Origin of the sequence: Streptomyces sp. NBC_00273 (assembly GCF_036178145.1) — a bacterium.
Classification (GTDB): Bacteria; Actinomycetota; Actinomycetes; order Streptomycetales; family Streptomycetaceae; genus Streptomyces.
In genome coordinates, this window is record NZ_CP108067.1 from 5,629,851 (window position 1) to 5,646,644 (window position 16,794).

Sequence of the window (16,794 nt, forward strand, 5' to 3'; positions counted from 1 at the left end):
CGGACCGGCCCCAAGATTTTGGCCGCTCCGCCCCGACTGCGGAAGCGTGACATACGGCACACCGTCACCGGTCCGGCTGCGGCAGGATGGCCAGCGTGACCGATCAGGACATTGACCCCGCCATGATGCGCAAGCAGTACCGCTCGGAGATCGTCTACGAGGGGAGTCTCGCCGAGAATCCGATGGACCAGTTCGCGCTCTGGTTCCAGCAGGCCGCCGACTCGCACCTCTTCGAGCCGAACGCCATGGTCGTATCGACGGCCACCCCGGACGGACGGCCCAGTTCGCGGACGGTGCTGATGAAGCAGTTCGACGGCAGGGGCTTCGTCTTCTTCACCAATTACGCCTCCCGCAAGGGCCGTGAGCTGGCCGAGAACCCGCACGTCGCCCTGCTCTTCCCGTGGCACCCGATCGCCCGCCAGGTGATCGTCACCGGTACGGCGTCCCGGATCGGCCGCGACGAGACGGCGGCGTACTTCCGCTCCCGCCCGCACGGCTCCCAGCTGGGCGCCTGGGCGAGCGAGCAGTCCAGCGTGATCGACTCCCGTGCGGAGCTGGACCGGCGCTACGCCGAGCTGGAGGCCCGCTATCCGGAGGGCGAGCAGGTGCCGGTCCCGCCGGAGTGGGGCGGCCTGCGGGTGGTCCCGCAGGAGGTGGAGTTCTGGCAGGGCCACGAGAACCGCCTGCACGACCGTCTGCACTACGTCCTGGACGGGGACGAGTGGCGCGTGGAGCGGCTCTGCCCGTAGGCGTGCGGCGCCGGGCGGGACGGTCTGCGGCGGCTCCCACCGGAGGCTCGCACGCTCTCGCTCACCCCGAGCGGGAGCTGTAGAACGCAGACGACCCGCGGGCTCGGGTTTCTCTCCTGCAGTGAGAGAAGCCGGCCGGACGTGCCGGCGAGCCCGCGGGTCGGGTGACTGCTTGGGATTGGCGCCGGGCGATCCGCCGGGCACCGCACTGGGTGCGTTGCTGACGACGGGCCCTAGCCCGCAGCCACCTCACGCGTCCGGTTTCCGTACATTTCGGGAACCACCTCCCTTCTTGTGTAGGTCAGAGCCTAGGCAGGCACGCCGACGGTCACAACCGTTTTATTTACCGTTCTCCGTGGGTGAGCGTGCCGACACGGAATCGATCGAGCGAACGGCGCGGGGGATACATGGACGGCAGGCGCGGGGCACTTCCGCGCCACTACCGGGGAGGGCCCGGAACCGGGGCTTCTACAGCGTCACCTCGGCCCTGTTCGTGGTCGCGATGCTCAAGGTCCGGTGGGAGGAGCCCCCGCTGTCCCTCTGGGCGAGCGTGCCGATCGCCGTGCTGTTCACGGCCCTGCTCGGACGGGGCCCGTACGTCCGCTCGCGCCAGCTGGCCACGGTCGACGAAGAGGGCATCAGCGTCCGCGGCGGGCGCGGGCCGCGCCGGCTGACCTGGGACGGCATCCACGGCATCCGGTCCGAGGTCCTCCCGGCGAAACGCAGCTGGGGGCCGAGCACCGTCACCTATGCCTACCGCACCGACGGGCGGCGCGTCCTGCTGCTGTGCGCTCCCGGCGCTGGAGCCGTCCTCATCGCGGGGATCGTCCTCACGGCATGGCTCGGCGGACCGGCCTGACCGGATTTCGTATCCCCAATCCGGCGAAAGCGGTGTGGTGTGGGTCACGTTCGAGTTCAATGATCTGACGTGCCGCATACGCGAACACCTGCTGGGGGTTCCAGGTGACTGCCTACGGACGTGACGAGACCACGGACGATCTGCTCGCAGCCCTGCTGGACGGGATGGACGCCGCCCTGTGCGCGTTCGACTCCGACGGCGTGATCACCCACTGGAACCGCGAGGCCGAGCGGATCCTGGGGTGGACCGCCGCCGAGGCCGTGGGCCGCAAGGGCTTCGAGGGCTGGGCGGTACGGGCCGCCGACGCGCACGACGTCCAGGACCGGCTGATGGCCGCCCAGCACGTGCCCGGCCGGCAGGTGCACGAGTTCGCGCTGCTGACCAAGGACGGCGGGCGGGTCCTCGTACGGACCCAGTCCGCCGGGGTGCCCGGCTCGGACGGGAAACCCGCCGGGGTGTACTGCGCCTTCAGCGAGGTGCACGCCCAGATCGACCTGGAACGCTCCATCGCGCTGAGCGAAGCCCTGATGGAGGACGCCTCGTGGGGCGTCGTCCTGGTCGACGTCGACCTGCGGCCCGCCGTGGTCAACGCGCACGCCGCACGGGCCTTTGGGACCGGCCGCGCCGCACTGCTCGGACGGCCCCTGGGAGAACTGCTGACCCAGGGCGTCGAGGAGTTGGAGGGCGCGCTCCAGCACGTGCTCGCCGAGGGGGCCCCGCCCGCGCCGGTGGAGATGTGGGTGTCGGTGCGCACGGCGGAGGGGGTGCGGCGCAGGTGCTGGCGGTGCGGGTTCCTGCGGCTGGCCTCGCCGCTCGCGGAAGAGCCCGTACCGCTGGGCGTCGGCTGGCTGTTCCAGGACGTCACCGAGGCCCGCCAGGAGCAACTGGACACCGCGCAGCTGCGGTTCCGCTCGCACCAGCTCCACCGTGCGGGGCGGGCCGCCGCCGAGTGCGAGGACCCGGCCGAAGCGGCCGCCGTACGCCTGGACTTCGCCCTCGCCGGCTTCGCCGAGCACGCGCTGCTGGACGTACTGGACCCCACGGCCGACCCCGAGCGGCGCCGGCTCGTACGGTCCGCCGCGTCGCCGCCGGTCCTGCCGGGCCCCGGGTCGATCCCCGTCCGGTACGCGGCCGGGCACCCGGCGCTGCAGGCCCTGGACCGGATCGGCTCGGTGCGCACCAGCGCCCCGCGCGGGGAGGCGGACGCGGAGTGGGCGCGGGCCCGCCAGTGGCCGGAGGGCGCCGCGCACGTGCTGTGCACGGTGCTGCGGAGCCGGGGGCGGACCCTGGGGGCGCTGACGTTCCTGCGCGGGCCCTCGCGGGTGGCCTTCGAGCGCGCGGACGCGGTGTACGCGGAGGAGGTCGCGGCCCGGGTCGCGGCCGACCTGGACCTGGCGGCGGGTCCGGGCGGTCCGGCCCGTCCGGGCGAGGACTGAGCGCGGCCCGTGTGCGGGCAGGCGTACCCCGGGCCGACTCCTCAGTGCCGGAAGAAGATCCGGTCGCCGTACTCCTGCATCACGCGGCCGTTCCACTCGTGGCCGCCGTCGACGTTGCCCGAGCGCAGCAGCGGGGGCTCCATGCCGCGGGCGGCGAGCTCGCCGGCGGCCGTCGCCATGACCGCCTGCATGATCGCGCTGGTCACGACGGTGGAGGCGGGGGCGAAGGGCGCGTCGATGCCGTCGATGCTCAGCTCGGCGTCGCCGACCGCGATCTTGCTGTCGAGGACGACGTCGCAGTGGTCCTTGAGGAAGCTGCCGGAGACGTGCCGTGACTTGGTCCCGGTCGCGTACGCCACCGAGGTCACGCCGATGACCTTGAGGCCGATGGCGCGGGCGTTCATCGCCATCTCGACGGGCAGGGCGTTGCGCCCGGAGAGGGAGATGATCACGAGGACGTCGCCGTCGGAGGCGGGGCTGCTGTCGAGGACGGCGCCGGCCAGGCCGTCGACCCGCTCCAGGGCGCTGCCCAGGGTCGCGGGCATGACGTCGACGCCGGCCGTGCCGGGGACGGCGAGGAAGTTCATCAGGGCCAGGCCGCCGGCCCGGTAGACGACGTCCTGGGCGGGCAGCGAGGAATGCCCGGCGCCGAAGGCGAAGAGCCGGTTGCCGGCGGCGACCGCGTCGGCGATGAGGGAGCCGGCCTCGGCGATGTGCGGGGCCTCCTCGTCCCGCACCCGCTCCAGCAGACCGATGGCGGCATCGAAGAACTGACCGGCCAGCTTGCTCTCGCTCATACGCCGATGGCCCTTCCAGAGGTGGGGGAGCGTCCGTGTCCGCCGCTCACCGTGCGGTCTGGACCAAGGGCGTGTCAATACGAACGTCAATCCCGCGCCGAAAGCTCTGGTCGCGCGCTCCGGAGATCTCCGGACGATCTTTCCGGGGAGGTCCGGGAGATGTCCGGGAGCGGTCTTGACCCTCGGCACGGGACGGTTGTCGGCCCGATGCGTCAGAATTGGGGGCAGGGCCAGCGCACGCAATCCGAGGGGCACGAATGTCCGGACTGATCGATACCACGGAGATGTATCTCCGCACCATCCTCGAGCTGGAAGAGGAAGGCGTGGTCCCCATGCGCGCCCGGATCGCCGAGCGGCTCGACCAGAGCGGTCCGACGGTGAGCCAGACGGTGGCGCGCATGGAGCGGGACGGCCTGGTGGCCGTCGCCAGCGACCGGCACCTCGAACTGACGGAGGAGGGCCGCCGACTGGCCACGCGCGTCATGCGCAAGCACCGGCTCGCGGAGTGCCTGCTCGTCGACGTCATCGGCCTGGAGTGGGAGCAGGTGCACGCGGAGGCCTGCCGTTGGGAGCACGTGATGAGCGAGGCGGTGGAACGGCGGGTGCTGGAGCTGCTGCGCCACCCGACCGAGTCGCCGTACGGGAACCCGATCCCGGGGCTGGAGGAGCTGGGTGAGAAGGCCGAGGCCGACCCGTTCCTGGAGGACGGCATGGTCAGCCTGTCCGAGCTCGACGCGGGAACCGAGGGCAAGACCGTGGTCGTCCGGCGGATCGGTGAGCCGATCCAGACGGACGCCCAGCTGATGTACACGCTCCGGCGGGCGGGCGTGCAGCCCGGCTCGGTGGTGAGCGTGACCGAGTCCCCGGGGGGTGTGCTGGTCGGCAGTGGTGGTGAGGCCGCCGAGCTGGACGTGGAGGTCGCCTCGCACGTGTTCGTGGCGAAGCGCTGATCTCCGGCCCGTCGGCGTTCGCGTCGGCGGGGATACGTCCGGTGGATCGGCCCGTACGAGCCGTGCCCCGCGGGGCCTGCCCCACGGGTCGTGACCCGTACGGATGACCAGCCCCTGGTGTGGGCGGTCCCGGCGCCTTTCGGCGCCGGGACCGGTCCTCCCCTTGTGACCTGGAGCCCCGAGCTCTCAAGGTCGTCCCCTCGGACCGTCTTCCCCGAGCGGCCCGCCTCCCTGTTGAAAGGATCTCCATCGGCAGCGGCTGTCAATCCTTGAGCAAGGTCACTCGAAAGAGCGGTGTTGTGGGCGAGAAACCCGTTTTCGAATGCGGGTTCGATAGTCTGGCGGGGAGCGAAGGGGGTGCATCTGCGGTGGTACAGCGCGTCGATGTGACAGGGGCCGAAGGCGTCCGCCTGGCCGCCTGGGAGTTCCGCGAAGCAGAAGCCGAGCCCGACACCCGCCCCGGAGCGCTGTTACTGCACGGTCTGATGGGTCGCGCCTTCCACTGGGCCGGCACCGCCCGCTGGCTCCGCGAGCGCCGCCGCGTCGTGGCCCTGGACCAGCGCGGACACGGCCAGAGCGCCCGCCCGCCCGCCGCCCCCGACGGCACCCCGACCTCCCTGGGCCGCGAGGCCTTCGTGGCCGACGCCGAAGCGGCCGTCGAGCAGCTCGGCCTCGCCCCCGTGACGCTGATCGGCCACTCCATGGGCGCGCTCACCGCCTGGCAGCTCGCGGCCCGCCGCCCGGACCTGGTCGAAGCCGTGGTCATCTGCGACATGCGGGCCTCCGCCCTGGGCGCGGCCTCCCAGCAGGAATGGGAGGACTGGTTCCACCATTGGCCCCTGCCCTTCCCCACCCAGGACGCGGCCCGCCGCTGGTTCGGCGAGGACGACCCCCGGGTGGAACGCCCCGATCCCGGCCGCGGTGCCTTCTTTGCCGAGGTCATGCACGAGGCCTCGGACGGCTGGCGCCCGGTCTTCTCCCGCCGCCAGATGCTGACGGCCCGCGAGACCTGGGTCCACGACGCCCACTGGGAGGAGCTCGCCCAGGTCCGCTGTCCGACCCTGGTGGTCCGCGGTCTCGACGGCGAACTGGGTCGGGCCGAGGCCCAGGAAATGGTCCGCGTCCTCCCGGCCGGCCAGTACGCGGAAATCCCCGACGCGGGTCACTACCTCCACTACGACCAGCCGACGGCCTGGCGCGAGGTCCTGGAACCCTTCCTCGACGGGATCAAGGCCGAAGCCCCCTGACCACCCGTCGGCTCCGCCCCGGCGCCGGCTGTCGCACCGACAACGGCCCCGGGGCTCTGCCCGACGGGCGGGGCGGGCGGCGGTTCGGTTGAGCACGGGTCGGTCCCAGTTCGGAGGGTCTGCTCAGGCGGGGCCGAAAGGCCAGAACATCGTGACCTGCGGACACCTCGTCGAGCGGCCTGAGCACACCGCCGCGGCGTGAGCCGGAGGGCGCGCCTAGCCCGCCTATCCTGCGGGGGTGAATCATCCGATTGAACTCGTCATATTCGACTGCGACGGCGTATTGGTCGACAGCGAACGCATAGCCGTGCGCGTGGATGCCCTTGTCCTGGCCGAACTGGGGTGGAACCTGACCGAAGCCGAGATCGTCGACCGATTCATGGGCCGCTCAAGCCAGTCGATGACGGAGGAGATAGAGGCCCACCTCGGGCACGGTCTGCCGGCCGACTGGGAGGAGGAGTTCAAGCCGCTCTACCGCGACGCCCTGGCAGCCGAGCTCACCCCTGTCCCCGGCATCGTCGACGCCCTCGATGCGCTCACGCACCTCCCCACCTGCGTGGCTTCCAGCGGGAGCCACGACAAGATGCGTTTCACATTGGGAATCACCGGCCTCTACCAACGCTTCGAAGGCAGTATCTTCAGCGCCACCGAGGTCGAGCACGGCAAACCAGCACCCGATCTGTTCCTCCACGCCGCGCAGCAGATGGGCGTCGCGCCCGAGGCATGCGCCGTGGTCGAGGACAGCCAATACGGTCTGCAGGCAGCCCGAGCCGCAGGGATGCGCGCATTCGCCTACGCCGGGGGAATGACTCCCGCGCGGCGACTCGAAGGCCCCGACACCGTCATCTTCGACGACATGCGCAAACTGCCCGACCTCCTCACCGATTCGTGACCACCATCTCCCCGGCCTCACCGGCCACAGGAATCGAAACCTCGAGTCAGAAGGATTCGTACGTCCAGATCAGGGCGACCTCAGAGTCGTTCACCGCGATCGGACCTGCATCCCAGCGGCTTCGACTGAGCGGGTTCGTCCCGCTGACCGGCTGCTCGTAGGAGTTCGGCTGCTCGCCTTCCCAGGACCGTCAGCGACTTGGCCGCCGAGCGCGGGAGTTCACGGCTGGAGCATTCAGGCTCGAGATGCGCCCTAGAAGGTGCCGAGCGAAGCTAAAGAAGGACATGTGTGGAAGCCGACCAATGCGTCCCGCTCGGGGACGAGGTCGAAGGTCCACCTTGCGTCCGACTCGCGCGGTGATGTGGTGACAGGACCGCCGCCTTCAGAGCCAGTGCGGCATCCCATTTGCACCGGACGGACGCCTCGTTGAGCGGGAAGATCCTTTGAAAGGGAGCGTGAAAGCCATGGCCGGTATCCGCAAGCGCCTTCCTGCTGTCGCCGCTGCTTCGGCTGCGGCGGTCATTGCGGTCGCTGGGAGCATGGTGCTGCCAGCCGCCGCAGTCGCAGTCCCGAACCTGCTCTCGCAGCCGGACACGTGCAAGTCGGGGTATGTGTGGCGTGAGGCAACTGGCCCGGGGGATCACGTCTGCGTGACGCCCGGTGTTCGCGCCCAGGCTCAGGACGACAACGCCCATGCCGCGGATCGGCGGGTCAGTGCCAGCGATCCCACCTGCCTGTCGGGATATGTGTGGCGCGAGGCAACCGCCGATGACCTCGTCTGCGTCACCCCCGGCACCCGAGCGCAGGCAAAGGACGACAACGCCCACGCCGCCAGCCGCGTACAAGAGAGTGCACAGAGCTCGGACACGTGCAAGTCGGGGTATGTGTGGCGTGAGGCAACTGGCCCGGGGGATCACGTCTGCGTGACGCCCGGTGTTCGCGCCCAGGCTCAGGACGACAACGCCCATGCCGCGGATCGGCGGGTCAGTGCCAGCGATCCCACCTGCCTGTCGGGATATGTGTGGCGCGAGGCAACTGCCGATGACCTCGTCTGCGTCACCCCCGGCACCCGAGCGCAGGCAAAGGACGACAACGCCCACGCCGCCAGCCGCGTACAAGGGAGCTGAACGGGGTCGCGCATCACCGCGATCCCCTACCAGGGCCGGACCGGCCGTCAGCGGTCTGTCAGCGGGGTGTTCGGGGCTTGTCAGGGGGCGGCTCCATGGTGGCGACGTCACCAGGCAAGCACCGAGAGAACGAGGTCTCCCCGATGAACGCCGTCGCCGCCCTGCAGCTCCTGATCGCCGTCGCCTTCCTGAGCATCCCCGTCGTGCGCAGCCGCTACGGCGCCCGTGCCCAGGCCGCCGTCGAGGCCGAGTTGGGGCGGCAGGGGGTGCGCACCAGCGTCATGGCCGAGAACGGCATGCGGCTCGACGCCGGCGGGCACGAGACCTGGGCCCCCGTCGGGATCGCGGCAGCAATGGCCCTGCCCGCCGTGCTCCAGGTCGCCGGTAGCTCGTGGACCGGGACGGTGTCCTGGGTCGTCCAGCCGCTCGTCGTCCTCGTGAACTGCGTGATCCTCTACTCGAACCTGACCGCCGTGCCGTCCGTGACCGCCGCCTTCGCCAAGTCCGGGGACGCCGAACTGCAGCGCATCGACGTCAGGTCCATGCTCCGGGCCGCCGAGGACGGCTTCCCCGACTGGGTGATGCCGTACCTCCAGAACCTCCGGCACCTCGTCGTCTTCGCCGGCTCGATCGCCGTACTCGTCCTGCTCGCCGCCAACTGACGCCGGGCCTATACGAAAAGGGCCGGCCTCCGATCCCGCAAGGGGAGGGGAGGCCGGCCCGTTCCGGCGCGGTCAGCGGCTGACGGTCAGCGGCCGGTGGTCAGCCCTTGCTGACCGCCCACAGGATCTCCGGGAGCTTGCGCGCCACCGTCGGGGCCGCGAGCCGCAGGCCCGTCCAGGTGGCCAGTGCGCCCCAGGCCACCCCCAGCGGGAGCACGATCCAGGAGATGTCCTGGTGGTCACCCACCTTGAGCCAGATCGTCAGGGCGATCACCGGGGCGGAGATCACCGCCGAGGCCAGCAGCCCGGCGAAGATGCCCGCCCAGGCGAGCCCGGCCTGTCCCGGGACGACGTTCTTGAAGGCGCCGTCCGACGGGATCGAGTACGGGAAGCGGGCCGAGGCCAGTGCCCCCGTGCAGAGCATCGAGCCCAGCAGGGCCAGGGCCAGGCCCGTGGCCGCCGGGAAGGCGGACCAGTCGCCGAGCACCGCGGCCGTGATCACCATGACCAGGACCGTGTACGGGACGGTGACCAGGGCCAGCGAGGCGGCCCGCGCACGCAGTTCCACGTACGCGTCGCGCGTGGAGGAGATGGTCTGCGCGACCATCCAGAACGCGGAGGTGTCCTGGCCGAACTGGTTGTACATCTGCATGCCGAGCATGCCCGCGCCGAAGCAGCCGAGGTAGACGGACCCCGTGCCCTGGAGGGCGTTGAAGACGGGGATGATCAGGCCGATCGCCAGCGCGGTCACCCAGGACGCCTTGGTCTTCGGGTCGCGCACGGCGTAGCGCAGCGTGCGCTGCATGGTCGCGCCCGTCCGGCCGGCGGGGAGCAGGGACGACAGGCCGCCCGCGCCGCGGTCCTTGGCCGGCCGGGCCGCCGCGAGGGTCGAGCCGTCCGGTGTGACCATCAGCCGGGTCAGGCTCCGCTCCCAGAACCACAGGAGGGCGGCCACGGCGGCCAGGGTCAGGGCCAGTTGGGCGGCCGCCACCCCGTACGCGCCCTCGCTCGCCGAGTCCACCATGCCGACGGCGGTCGCCGGCGGCAGCCAGCGCACCACGGCCTCGGCCGGCTCCAGCGTGGTGAGGCCGCCCGCCTGGAAGAGGCGCTGACTGCCGAAGTTGGCCAGCTGTCCGCCCACCGCGATCAGCAGACCGCTGAGGATGGCCATGTCCCGCCCCTTGCGGCTGCTCAGCAGCCGCACGTTGGCCGTGGCCACGGCCCGCGCGAGGGTCACGCAGCCGAGCACCAGCAGGGGCGCGGCCACCACGGCGGCCACCGCGCCGGCGGCGCCGCGCGCGACGGCCAGTACGGAGCCGATGGCCAGGCACAGCGTGAACAGCGGCCCGATGCCGACCAGGGAGGAGGCGAGGAGGGCCCGGACGAGAGGACGCGGGCGCAGCGGCAGCATGACCAGCCGGCTCGGGTCGAGGGTCTCGTCCCCGGTGGGGAAGAACAGCGGCATGAAGGCCCAGCCGAGGGCCAGGATCGCGGCCAGCAGGACGACGACCGTGCCGGCGTGGGCGTTCCCGTGCAGCAGGGCCAGGCCGAGCGTCACGAAGAAGCCGACGACCAGGGCGAAGGCGAGCGACGAGAAGTAGGCGGCCTTGCGCTTGGAGGAGCCCTTCAGCCCGTTGCGCAGCAGCGACAGCTTGAGGCGGACGAAGACCGGGGTCAGCGGGACCGATGCGACGGACGAGGCTCCGGTGGTTCCGGTGGACCGGGTGGACCCGGTGGCGGGAGTGGTCACGGTGCCGGCCGGGCCGGCGGCCGGGTTGGCGGGCGAGGTCATCGCGATCCCGCCCCGGAGCCGCCGCCGAGCCACTCCAGCGAGTCCCCGGCCGCGTCGCGCCCGTGCGCGCCGACCAGTTCGAGGAAGGCGGCCTGCAGCGAGGGCGCGGAGCCCCGTACGTCGGCCAGCGGGCCCGCGGCGCGGATCCGGCCGGCGGCCATCACGGCCACCCAGTCGCACAGCGACTCGACGAGCTCCATCACGTGGGAGGAGAAGATGACCGTGGCGCCGGAGGTCGTGTACCGCTCCAGCACCCCGCGGATGGTCTGCGCCGACACCGGGTCGACGCCCTCGAACGGCTCGTCCAGGAAGAGCACTTCGGGGTTGTGCAGCAGCGCCGCCGCCAAGCCGATCTTCTTGCGCATACCGGTCGAGTAGTCCACGACCAGCTTGTGCTGCGAGCCCGCGAGGTCGAGGACGTCCAGCAGCTGCGTCGCCCGCTTGTCGGTCTCCTCGCCCGGGAGCCCGCGCAGCCGGCCCATGTAGCCCAGCAGTTCGCGTCCCGACAGCCGCTCGAAGAGCCGCAGGCCCTCGGGCAGTACGCCGATCCGCGCCTTCACCTCGGTCGGGTCGGCCCACACGTCGTGCCCCGCGACGTGGACCCGCCCCAGGTCCGGGCGCAGCAGCCCGGTCACCATCGACAGCGTGGTCGTCTTGCCCGCGCCGTTGGGGCCCACCAGACCGATGAACTGTCCCGCGGGCAGCTCCAGGTCGATCCCGGCGACGGCCACCTGGTCGCCGAACCGCTTCCACAGACCTTCCACCCGCACGGCGGGCGGCGCGGACCGCGCGCCACCCGTTCCGTACGGTCCACCCGTCGCATCGCCCTGGTTCGGCATGCGCCTGCCTCTCATTACGTCCCCGTTGGTCGTTCCTTCTTCACCATAAGAGGAGGGGGAGAGGCCTGAGCAGTTACTTATGTCATCAGTTTTCGCCCTGATTCCGCAGGCGCGGAGGGCGAGTTCGGGGGTCGGCGTCAGCCCTGGTGGCGCTTGCGTTCCGCCGCGGCCTCGCTGCCGCACGCGTACGCCAACGCGTCGATCAGCTCCTCCGTGTCCGGCAGCCACCGGTTCGCCGGCGTGGGCCGCCGCGCCCACTGGACCGAGCCCCGGCCGCCGAAGCGGGTGGGCGGCGCCGCGACGTACTCGCCCTCGCCCCGCGCCACCAGGTCGATCGTGGCGGCCGGCCAGCCCAGCTTGCGCACCAGGTCGGGCACCTTGACGCCGGCGCCCGGCAGGACGAAGAACAGCATCCGGTGGTCGGGCGTGAGGGTGACCGGCCCGAGGGTGCGCTCCATCCGCTCCAGCCGTGCCAGTGCGAGGAACCCGGCCGATTCGGGCACGTCCAGCGCGTCGAACGTGCGGCCCGTCGGGAGCAGGATCGAGGCCTGCGGCTGCTTCGCCCAGATCCGCCGGACCTGCACCGCGCTGCCGGTGACCTGTGCCGCCCAGTCCTCCACCGTCGGGTGCGCGCCGGGAGCCGGGCAGTCCGTCGCCCCGCAGGAGCACAGCTCGCGGCCGTCCGCGGGCTCCAACCAGGTGCCGGCGAAGACGTCCCAGTGCCGTTCTTCCGCGTACCGCACGGCATGGTCCAGCAGTTGCTCGCCGCGCTGCTTGGGGATGGGTGCGCTCTCCGTGACTGCGATGGTCTCTTCCACGCCCATCACAACTCCTCGGTTCACCCGGGGTTACGGGCGTAAACCCGGCGGCGGGCGGAGCATCGATCCTGCATACGGGGCGCACTGATGCACGCGTGGGGGCGCGTAGGAGGCCGGAGCGCCGGAGTTGGGTAGCGACACGACGCAGAGCGGAAGATTCTCCGCACATCAGGCGGGAAGTGATCATTCCAACGGATCACCCGCGGTCAGCAGGGGGTTTTCATGGCAGCCAGGCCTCTCGTCGCCCGCCAGCCGAACGAACGGCTGCAGGCGCTCATCCAGGAAGCCGGGTGCTCCAACGCCGGGCTCGCTCGGCGCGTGAACATGTGCGGGGCCGAGCACGGCCTCGATCTCCGCTACGACAAGACCTCCGTGGCCCGGTGGCTGCGCGGCCAGCAGCCGCGCGGCCGGGCTCCCGGGATCATCGCCGAGGCGCTCGGGCGCAAACTCGGCCGGACCGTCACCATCGACGAGATCGGCATGGCCAACGGGAAGAACCTCGCCTCCGGCGTCGGCCTGCAGTTCTCCCCGACCGTCGTCGGCGCGATCGAGCAGGTCTGCGAGCTGTGGCGCAGCGACGTCGGCCGCCGGGACTTCCTCGCGGGCTCCAGCGTGGCCGCCTCCGCGCTCGTGGAGCCGAGCCGCGACTGGCTGATCACCGGGGCCGACACCCAGGTCGCCCGCAGCGGCGGCTCGCGGGTCGGCATGCCGGACGTGGAGGCGGTCCGGGCGACCACCGAGGCCCTCAAGGACCTCGACCACCGCTTCGGCAGCGGGCACGTCCGGCCGGTGGTCGTGCACTACCTCAACTCGGTGGTGTCCGGGCTGATCGGCGGCTCCTACCGGGAACCCGTCGGGCGGGCCCTGTTCGCGTCGGTGGCCCGGCTGACGGAGCTCGCCGGCTACATGGCGGTGGACACGGGCCAGCCGGGCCTGGCCCAGCGGTACTACATCCAGGCGCTGCGCCTCGCCCAGGCGGCGGGGGACCGGGCGTACGGGGGCTACGTGCTCGCGGCGTCCATGAGCCACCTCGCCGCCGAACTGGGTAACCCGCGGGAGATCGCGCAGCTGGCGCGGGCCGCCCAGGAGGGGACGCGGGGGCAGGTCACCCCGCGGGTCGAGGCCATGTTCTACGCGGCCGAGGCGCGCGGCCACGCGCTGCTCGGGGACGCCCGGGCGACGGCGGTGCTGTCCGGGCGGGCGGTGAGCGCGCTGGAGCGGGCGGAGCCGGAGTCGGGTGACGACCCGGTGTGGATCCGCCACTTCGACGCGGCGTACCTCGCGGACGAGCTGGCGCACTGCCACCGCGACCTGGGCCAGGCGGACGCGGCGGCCAGGCGGGCGGAGGAGGCCCTACGGGGCCTGCCGGCGGGCAAGGCGCGCCGCCGGGCCATCGGGCTGCTGCTGCTGGCGGCGGCGCAGGTGCAGCAGCGGGAAGTGGAACAGGCCTGCCTGACGGCGACGCAGGCGGCGGAACTGCTGGAGGGGCTCCGCTCGAACCGGGGCGTGGAGTACCTGGACGACTTCCGGGCGCGGCTGGAGCCGTACCGGGAGGAGGCGGCGGTGCGGGAGTTCGCGGCGCGGCTGGAGGTGACGGCGTAGGGGGCGTCCTGCCGGTCGGGGCCGGACCGGGTTCGGGGTGCTCTCACGGTGGCGGTGCGTGACGGGGTAGCGTGACCTGACGGTTCCGTACGGTCGGGCTAGTCGGAGAAGGAGTCCCGGTGACGCAGAGCGGACAAGGGGGCGCCCCCCAGCCGGGTGCCCCGTGGGGTCCGGACCCGGCCTCCGGATACCCGGCGTACCCGGAGCAGCCCCAGCAGCCCCAGCAGCAGCCCGGGGCCGCGTACGGATACCCGCAGGCCTATCCCGACCCGCAGGCCTACCCCGGCCCGGAGGCCGCGCCCGGGCACGTGGTGGGGCCCGGCTACGAGGGGCCGGGGGATCCGCACGGCTACGGCTACCCCCCGCTGCCCGAGGCGGCGACGCAGTACATTCCGCCGGTCCCGGGCGGTCCCGGCCACGACGAGGCGGCCACGCAGTACATTCCGCCGGTCCCGGGCGGTCCCGGCCACGACGAGGCGGCCACGCAGTACATTCCGCCGGTCCCGGCCGGTCCCGGCCACGACGAGGCGGCCACGCAGTACATTCCGCCGGTCCCGGCCGGTCCCGGCCACGACGAGGCGGCCACGCAGTACATTCCGCCGGTCCCGGCCGGTCCCGGCCACGACGAGGCGGCCACGCAGTACATCCCGCCGGTCCCGGCCGCTCCCGGCCACGGCGAGGCGGCGACCCAGTACATCCCGCCGGTCCCGGCGGCCCCCGGGCACGGCGAGGCGGCGACGCAGTACATACCGCCCGTCCCCGCCGACCGTGCCGTAGACGGGTTCGACGGGCTCTTCCGGGGCGACGACTCCGCCGGGCAGACCCAGCACCTGCCGCCCGTCCAGGAGCCCGTGCTGCGCCAGCCGCCGCGCCGCCCCCGTCCGGCCCGCCCGCAACAGCCCCAGTACCAGCAGCAGCCCCAGCACCAGCAGCAAGCCCAGTTCCAGCAGCCGCACCCGCAGCAGCAGTACGCCGCGCCCCCGCCGCCTCAGGAGCCCGCGCGCAAGGTCTCGCCCGCGATCATCGGCGCGGTGGTCATCGGCCTGGCCGTCGTCGGGCTCGGCGTCGGTGCGCTGCTCGCCGACGGCAAGCCGCAGAACAACGACCCCGGCGCGGTCGCCGGAGCCCCGACCGCGAGCGGCGGCTCCGCGGCCCCCGGCGGCGAGGCCCCCGTCGACCCGGCCCGTTCGCAGGCCGTCCAGCTGGACAAGCTCCTCGCGGACAGCAACGACAGCCGGGCCTCGGTGATCAAGGCCGTGGAGGACATCAAGGGCTGTGACAACCTCGACCAAGCGGCCGCCGACCTGCGCAACGCGGCCCGCCAGCGCGAGGAGCTCGTCACCCGACTCCAGGAGCTGAAGGTGGACCAGCTCCCGGACCACGCGAAGCTGTCCGCGTCCCTGACCAAGGCCTGGCAGTCGTCCGCGGACGCCGACAACAGCTACGCGGCCTGGGCGGACGACGTGGACGACGACAAGTGCAAGGACGGCAAGGCCAAGGTCACCAAGAACGCCTCCGAGGGCAACCGGTCGAGCGGCGAGGCGACCAAGGCCAAGGAGCCCGCCGCGACCATGTGGAACGCGATCGCCGGCAAGTACGGCCTCACCAAGCGGGACAAGTCCCAGCTCTGAGTCGTTGCGGGTGGTCGGGCATCAGGCCATGGGCGGGGCCGTCACCAGGGTCGGGGTCATGTCCAGGGACTGCTCGCCGGGCTGTGCCACGAGCCGCCCGGCCTGCACGATCTGGAAGGTGACCCGGCCGTTGACGATGCGGGGGAAGCCGGCGACGGCCCGCATGTCCTGGTAGCGCCAGCTCAGGTTCGGGGTGAGGCCTCCGGTGTTGAGCGGCTGCGACTCGTTCAGGGCGCGCTTGACCTTGCGGCCGGTGACGGGCTCGTCCTCCTCGAAGCGCTTGAGGATCTCGCTGAGCACGGTGTACGCGATCCAGGTGGTCTGCGCCCCGCTGTCTTCGGGGTCGACGGTGTCGTCGCCGAAGGCGAACTCGGAGACCACCTTCCGCATGGGTTCCCAGAGGGGATCGGCGGCCACCGGGTACCAGCTGGTCAGGTATGCCCCCTCGAAGGGGCTCTCCTTGCCGCCCGTGCGGTCCACCAGGGCCTGGCTGACGCTGCCCAGGACGGAGGAGATCTGCGGCTTCTTGCGCTGGGCGTCGGTCCGGCGGAAGGCGTCGAAGAACGTCTCGGTGCGCTCGCCGAGGACGGCGGTCACGCAGCCCTTCTCCTTTTCCTTCTCCTTGCCGGTGCCGCTGGTGTGCGCGAGGGCCTCGCGGGCCTGCGGTCCGAAGTCGGCGGAGTCCTCGGCGGCGCGGATGTCGGAGGCGTCCGCCATCTTGTTGGCCCGCAGCCCGGCGTTGAGCATGACCGGCAGGGTGTCGGCCGCGAGGGTGTCCGGGCGGACCAGGGCGACCTGGCTGCAGGCGCGGCTCAGCTGGTGGCCGGCGCCTGCGATGAGCACGGGCTGGCCGCCGTTGACCGGGTACGACAGGGGGGACTGGAACTCCTCGGAGGAGACTCCGTAGCCGCCGATGAAGGGGATGCCCTCCGCCTCCAGCGGGGCCATGAAGGCGCGTCCGTGCTGACTGTAGGAGCCGACCACGGCGACGGCCTTCTCGGCGACGGCCTTGCGGGCGCAGTCGGCGGCGCCGGAGGGCGTGTTCTTCTCGTTGCAGGTCAGTACGCGCAGTTTGCGACCGTTGATCCCGCCCTTGGAATTCACGTAGCGCTCGTAGGCCTTGGCCATGCCGGTCATTCCGGGCATGTTCGTCGCTTTGGTGTCTTCAGGGGCGAAGGTCATGACGGTGACGGTTCTCCCGGAGTCCCCCGAGCCCCCGGGGAGCGTCCCGCACCCGGCGATGAGACACGCGCCCATGGCCGTGGCCGCGAAGGTGCGGGAGCGGGATGCGACGCGTCGCGAAAGGGTCATGTCCATGCACCATTCCGCCCCACCGGTAACTGTCGAGTGAGATGGACACAACATTGGGTGACACCGAGGTGAATTGCGGGGG

15 protein-coding genes are annotated in these 16,794 nt (G+C 71.9%); 10 read left to right on the top strand and 5 right to left on the bottom strand.

Annotated features, from left to right (window positions below; all coding sequences use genetic code 11):
- Positions 1 to 86 precede the first annotated feature (86 nt).
- From pdxH to OG386_RS24890, 3 genes are all read left to right on the top strand, one after another.
- Entirely contained in the window at positions 87 to 749 is a 663-nt protein-coding gene (pdxH, locus tag OG386_RS24880; RefSeq protein ID WP_328789949.1) for a pyridoxamine 5'-phosphate oxidase, read from the top strand.
- Between the two features lie 502 nt (positions 750 to 1,251).
- On the top strand, positions 1,252 to 1,608 hold the full coding sequence (locus OG386_RS24885; RefSeq protein ID WP_328793344.1) for a PH domain-containing protein: 357 nt from the start codon (positions 1,252 to 1,254) through the stop codon (positions 1,606 to 1,608).
- A 104-nt stretch (positions 1,609 to 1,712) separates the two neighbouring features.
- Positions 1,713 to 3,044, top strand: a complete 1,332-nt coding sequence (locus OG386_RS24890) for a PAS domain-containing protein (protein ID WP_328789950.1) — start codon at positions 1,713 to 1,715, stop codon at positions 3,042 to 3,044.
- Between the two features lie 41 nt (positions 3,045 to 3,085).
- Here the strand turns inward: OG386_RS24890 and OG386_RS24895 are convergent, their stop codons facing one another.
- Positions 3,086 to 3,841, bottom strand: a complete 756-nt coding sequence (locus tag OG386_RS24895) for an SIS domain-containing protein (protein WP_328789951.1) — start codon at positions 3,839 to 3,841, stop codon at positions 3,086 to 3,088.
- A gap of 257 nt (positions 3,842 to 4,098) precedes the next feature.
- On the opposite strand from OG386_RS24895, the gene OG386_RS24900 reads away from it, so the two are divergent.
- The 5 genes from OG386_RS24900 to OG386_RS24920 all read left to right on the top strand — a co-directional run bounded on the left by OG386_RS24900 (position 4,099) and on the right by OG386_RS24920 (position 8,719).
- Entirely contained in the window at positions 4,099 to 4,791 is a 693-nt protein-coding gene (locus OG386_RS24900; protein WP_030009575.1) for a metal-dependent transcriptional regulator, read from the top strand.
- Between the two features lie 368 nt (positions 4,792 to 5,159).
- Complete coding sequence (locus tag OG386_RS24905) at positions 5,160 to 6,038, top strand: alpha/beta fold hydrolase (RefSeq protein WP_030009574.1); 879 nt, start codon at positions 5,160 to 5,162, stop codon at positions 6,036 to 6,038.
- A 238-nt stretch (positions 6,039 to 6,276) separates the two neighbouring features.
- Positions 6,277 to 6,930, top strand: coding sequence for an HAD family hydrolase (locus OG386_RS24910; RefSeq protein WP_328789952.1), 654 nt, complete (start codon positions 6,277 to 6,279; stop codon positions 6,928 to 6,930).
- A gap of 464 nt (positions 6,931 to 7,394) precedes the next feature.
- On the top strand, positions 7,395 to 8,057 hold the full coding sequence (locus OG386_RS24915) for a hypothetical protein (RefSeq protein ID WP_328789953.1): 663 nt from the start codon (positions 7,395 to 7,397) through the stop codon (positions 8,055 to 8,057).
- A 143-nt stretch (positions 8,058 to 8,200) separates the two neighbouring features.
- Positions 8,201 to 8,719 (top strand): hypothetical protein, encoded by a 519-nt coding sequence (locus OG386_RS24920; protein ID WP_328789954.1) that lies wholly within the window; start codon positions 8,201 to 8,203, stop codon positions 8,717 to 8,719.
- Positions 8,720 to 8,819: 100 nt separating this feature from the next.
- Here OG386_RS24920 and OG386_RS24925 read toward each other — a convergent pair whose 3' ends face one another.
- From OG386_RS24925 to OG386_RS24935, 3 genes are all read right to left on the bottom strand, one after another.
- Positions 8,820 to 10,511 carry a transporter gene (locus OG386_RS24925; protein ID WP_328789955.1) on the bottom strand — a complete coding sequence of 564 codons (1,692 nt, stop codon included), beginning with the start codon at positions 10,509 to 10,511 and terminating at the stop codon, positions 8,820 to 8,822.
- Positions 10,508 to 11,350, bottom strand: a complete 843-nt coding sequence (locus OG386_RS24930) for an ABC transporter ATP-binding protein (RefSeq protein WP_328789956.1) — start codon at positions 11,348 to 11,350, stop codon at positions 10,508 to 10,510. Before OG386_RS24930 ends, OG386_RS24925 begins: the two co-directional genes overlap by 4 nt.
- A gap of 137 nt (positions 11,351 to 11,487) precedes the next feature.
- Positions 11,488 to 12,168 carry a bifunctional DNA primase/polymerase gene (locus OG386_RS24935; protein ID WP_328793345.1) on the bottom strand — a complete coding sequence of 227 codons (681 nt, stop codon included), beginning with the start codon at positions 12,166 to 12,168 and terminating at the stop codon, positions 11,488 to 11,490.
- Between the two features lie 222 nt (positions 12,169 to 12,390).
- Between OG386_RS24935 and OG386_RS24940 the strand changes: the two genes are divergently transcribed.
- Both OG386_RS24940 and OG386_RS24945 read left to right on the top strand, forming a co-directional pair.
- Positions 12,391 to 13,770: a transcriptional regulator gene (locus OG386_RS24940; RefSeq protein WP_328789957.1), complete on the top strand. Its 1,380-nt coding sequence runs from the start codon at positions 12,391 to 12,393 to the stop codon at positions 13,768 to 13,770.
- Positions 13,771 to 13,889: 119 nt separating this feature from the next.
- Positions 13,890 to 15,401 carry a hypothetical protein gene (locus OG386_RS24945; RefSeq protein ID WP_328789958.1) on the top strand — a complete coding sequence of 504 codons (1,512 nt, stop codon included), beginning with the start codon at positions 13,890 to 13,892 and terminating at the stop codon, positions 15,399 to 15,401.
- Between the two features lie 21 nt (positions 15,402 to 15,422).
- Here the strand turns inward: OG386_RS24945 and OG386_RS24950 are convergent, their stop codons facing one another.
- Positions 15,423 to 16,712 (bottom strand): ABC transporter substrate-binding protein, encoded by a 1,290-nt coding sequence (locus OG386_RS24950; protein WP_328789959.1) that lies wholly within the window; start codon positions 16,710 to 16,712, stop codon positions 15,423 to 15,425.
- Between the last annotated feature and the right edge of the window lie 82 nt (positions 16,713 to 16,794).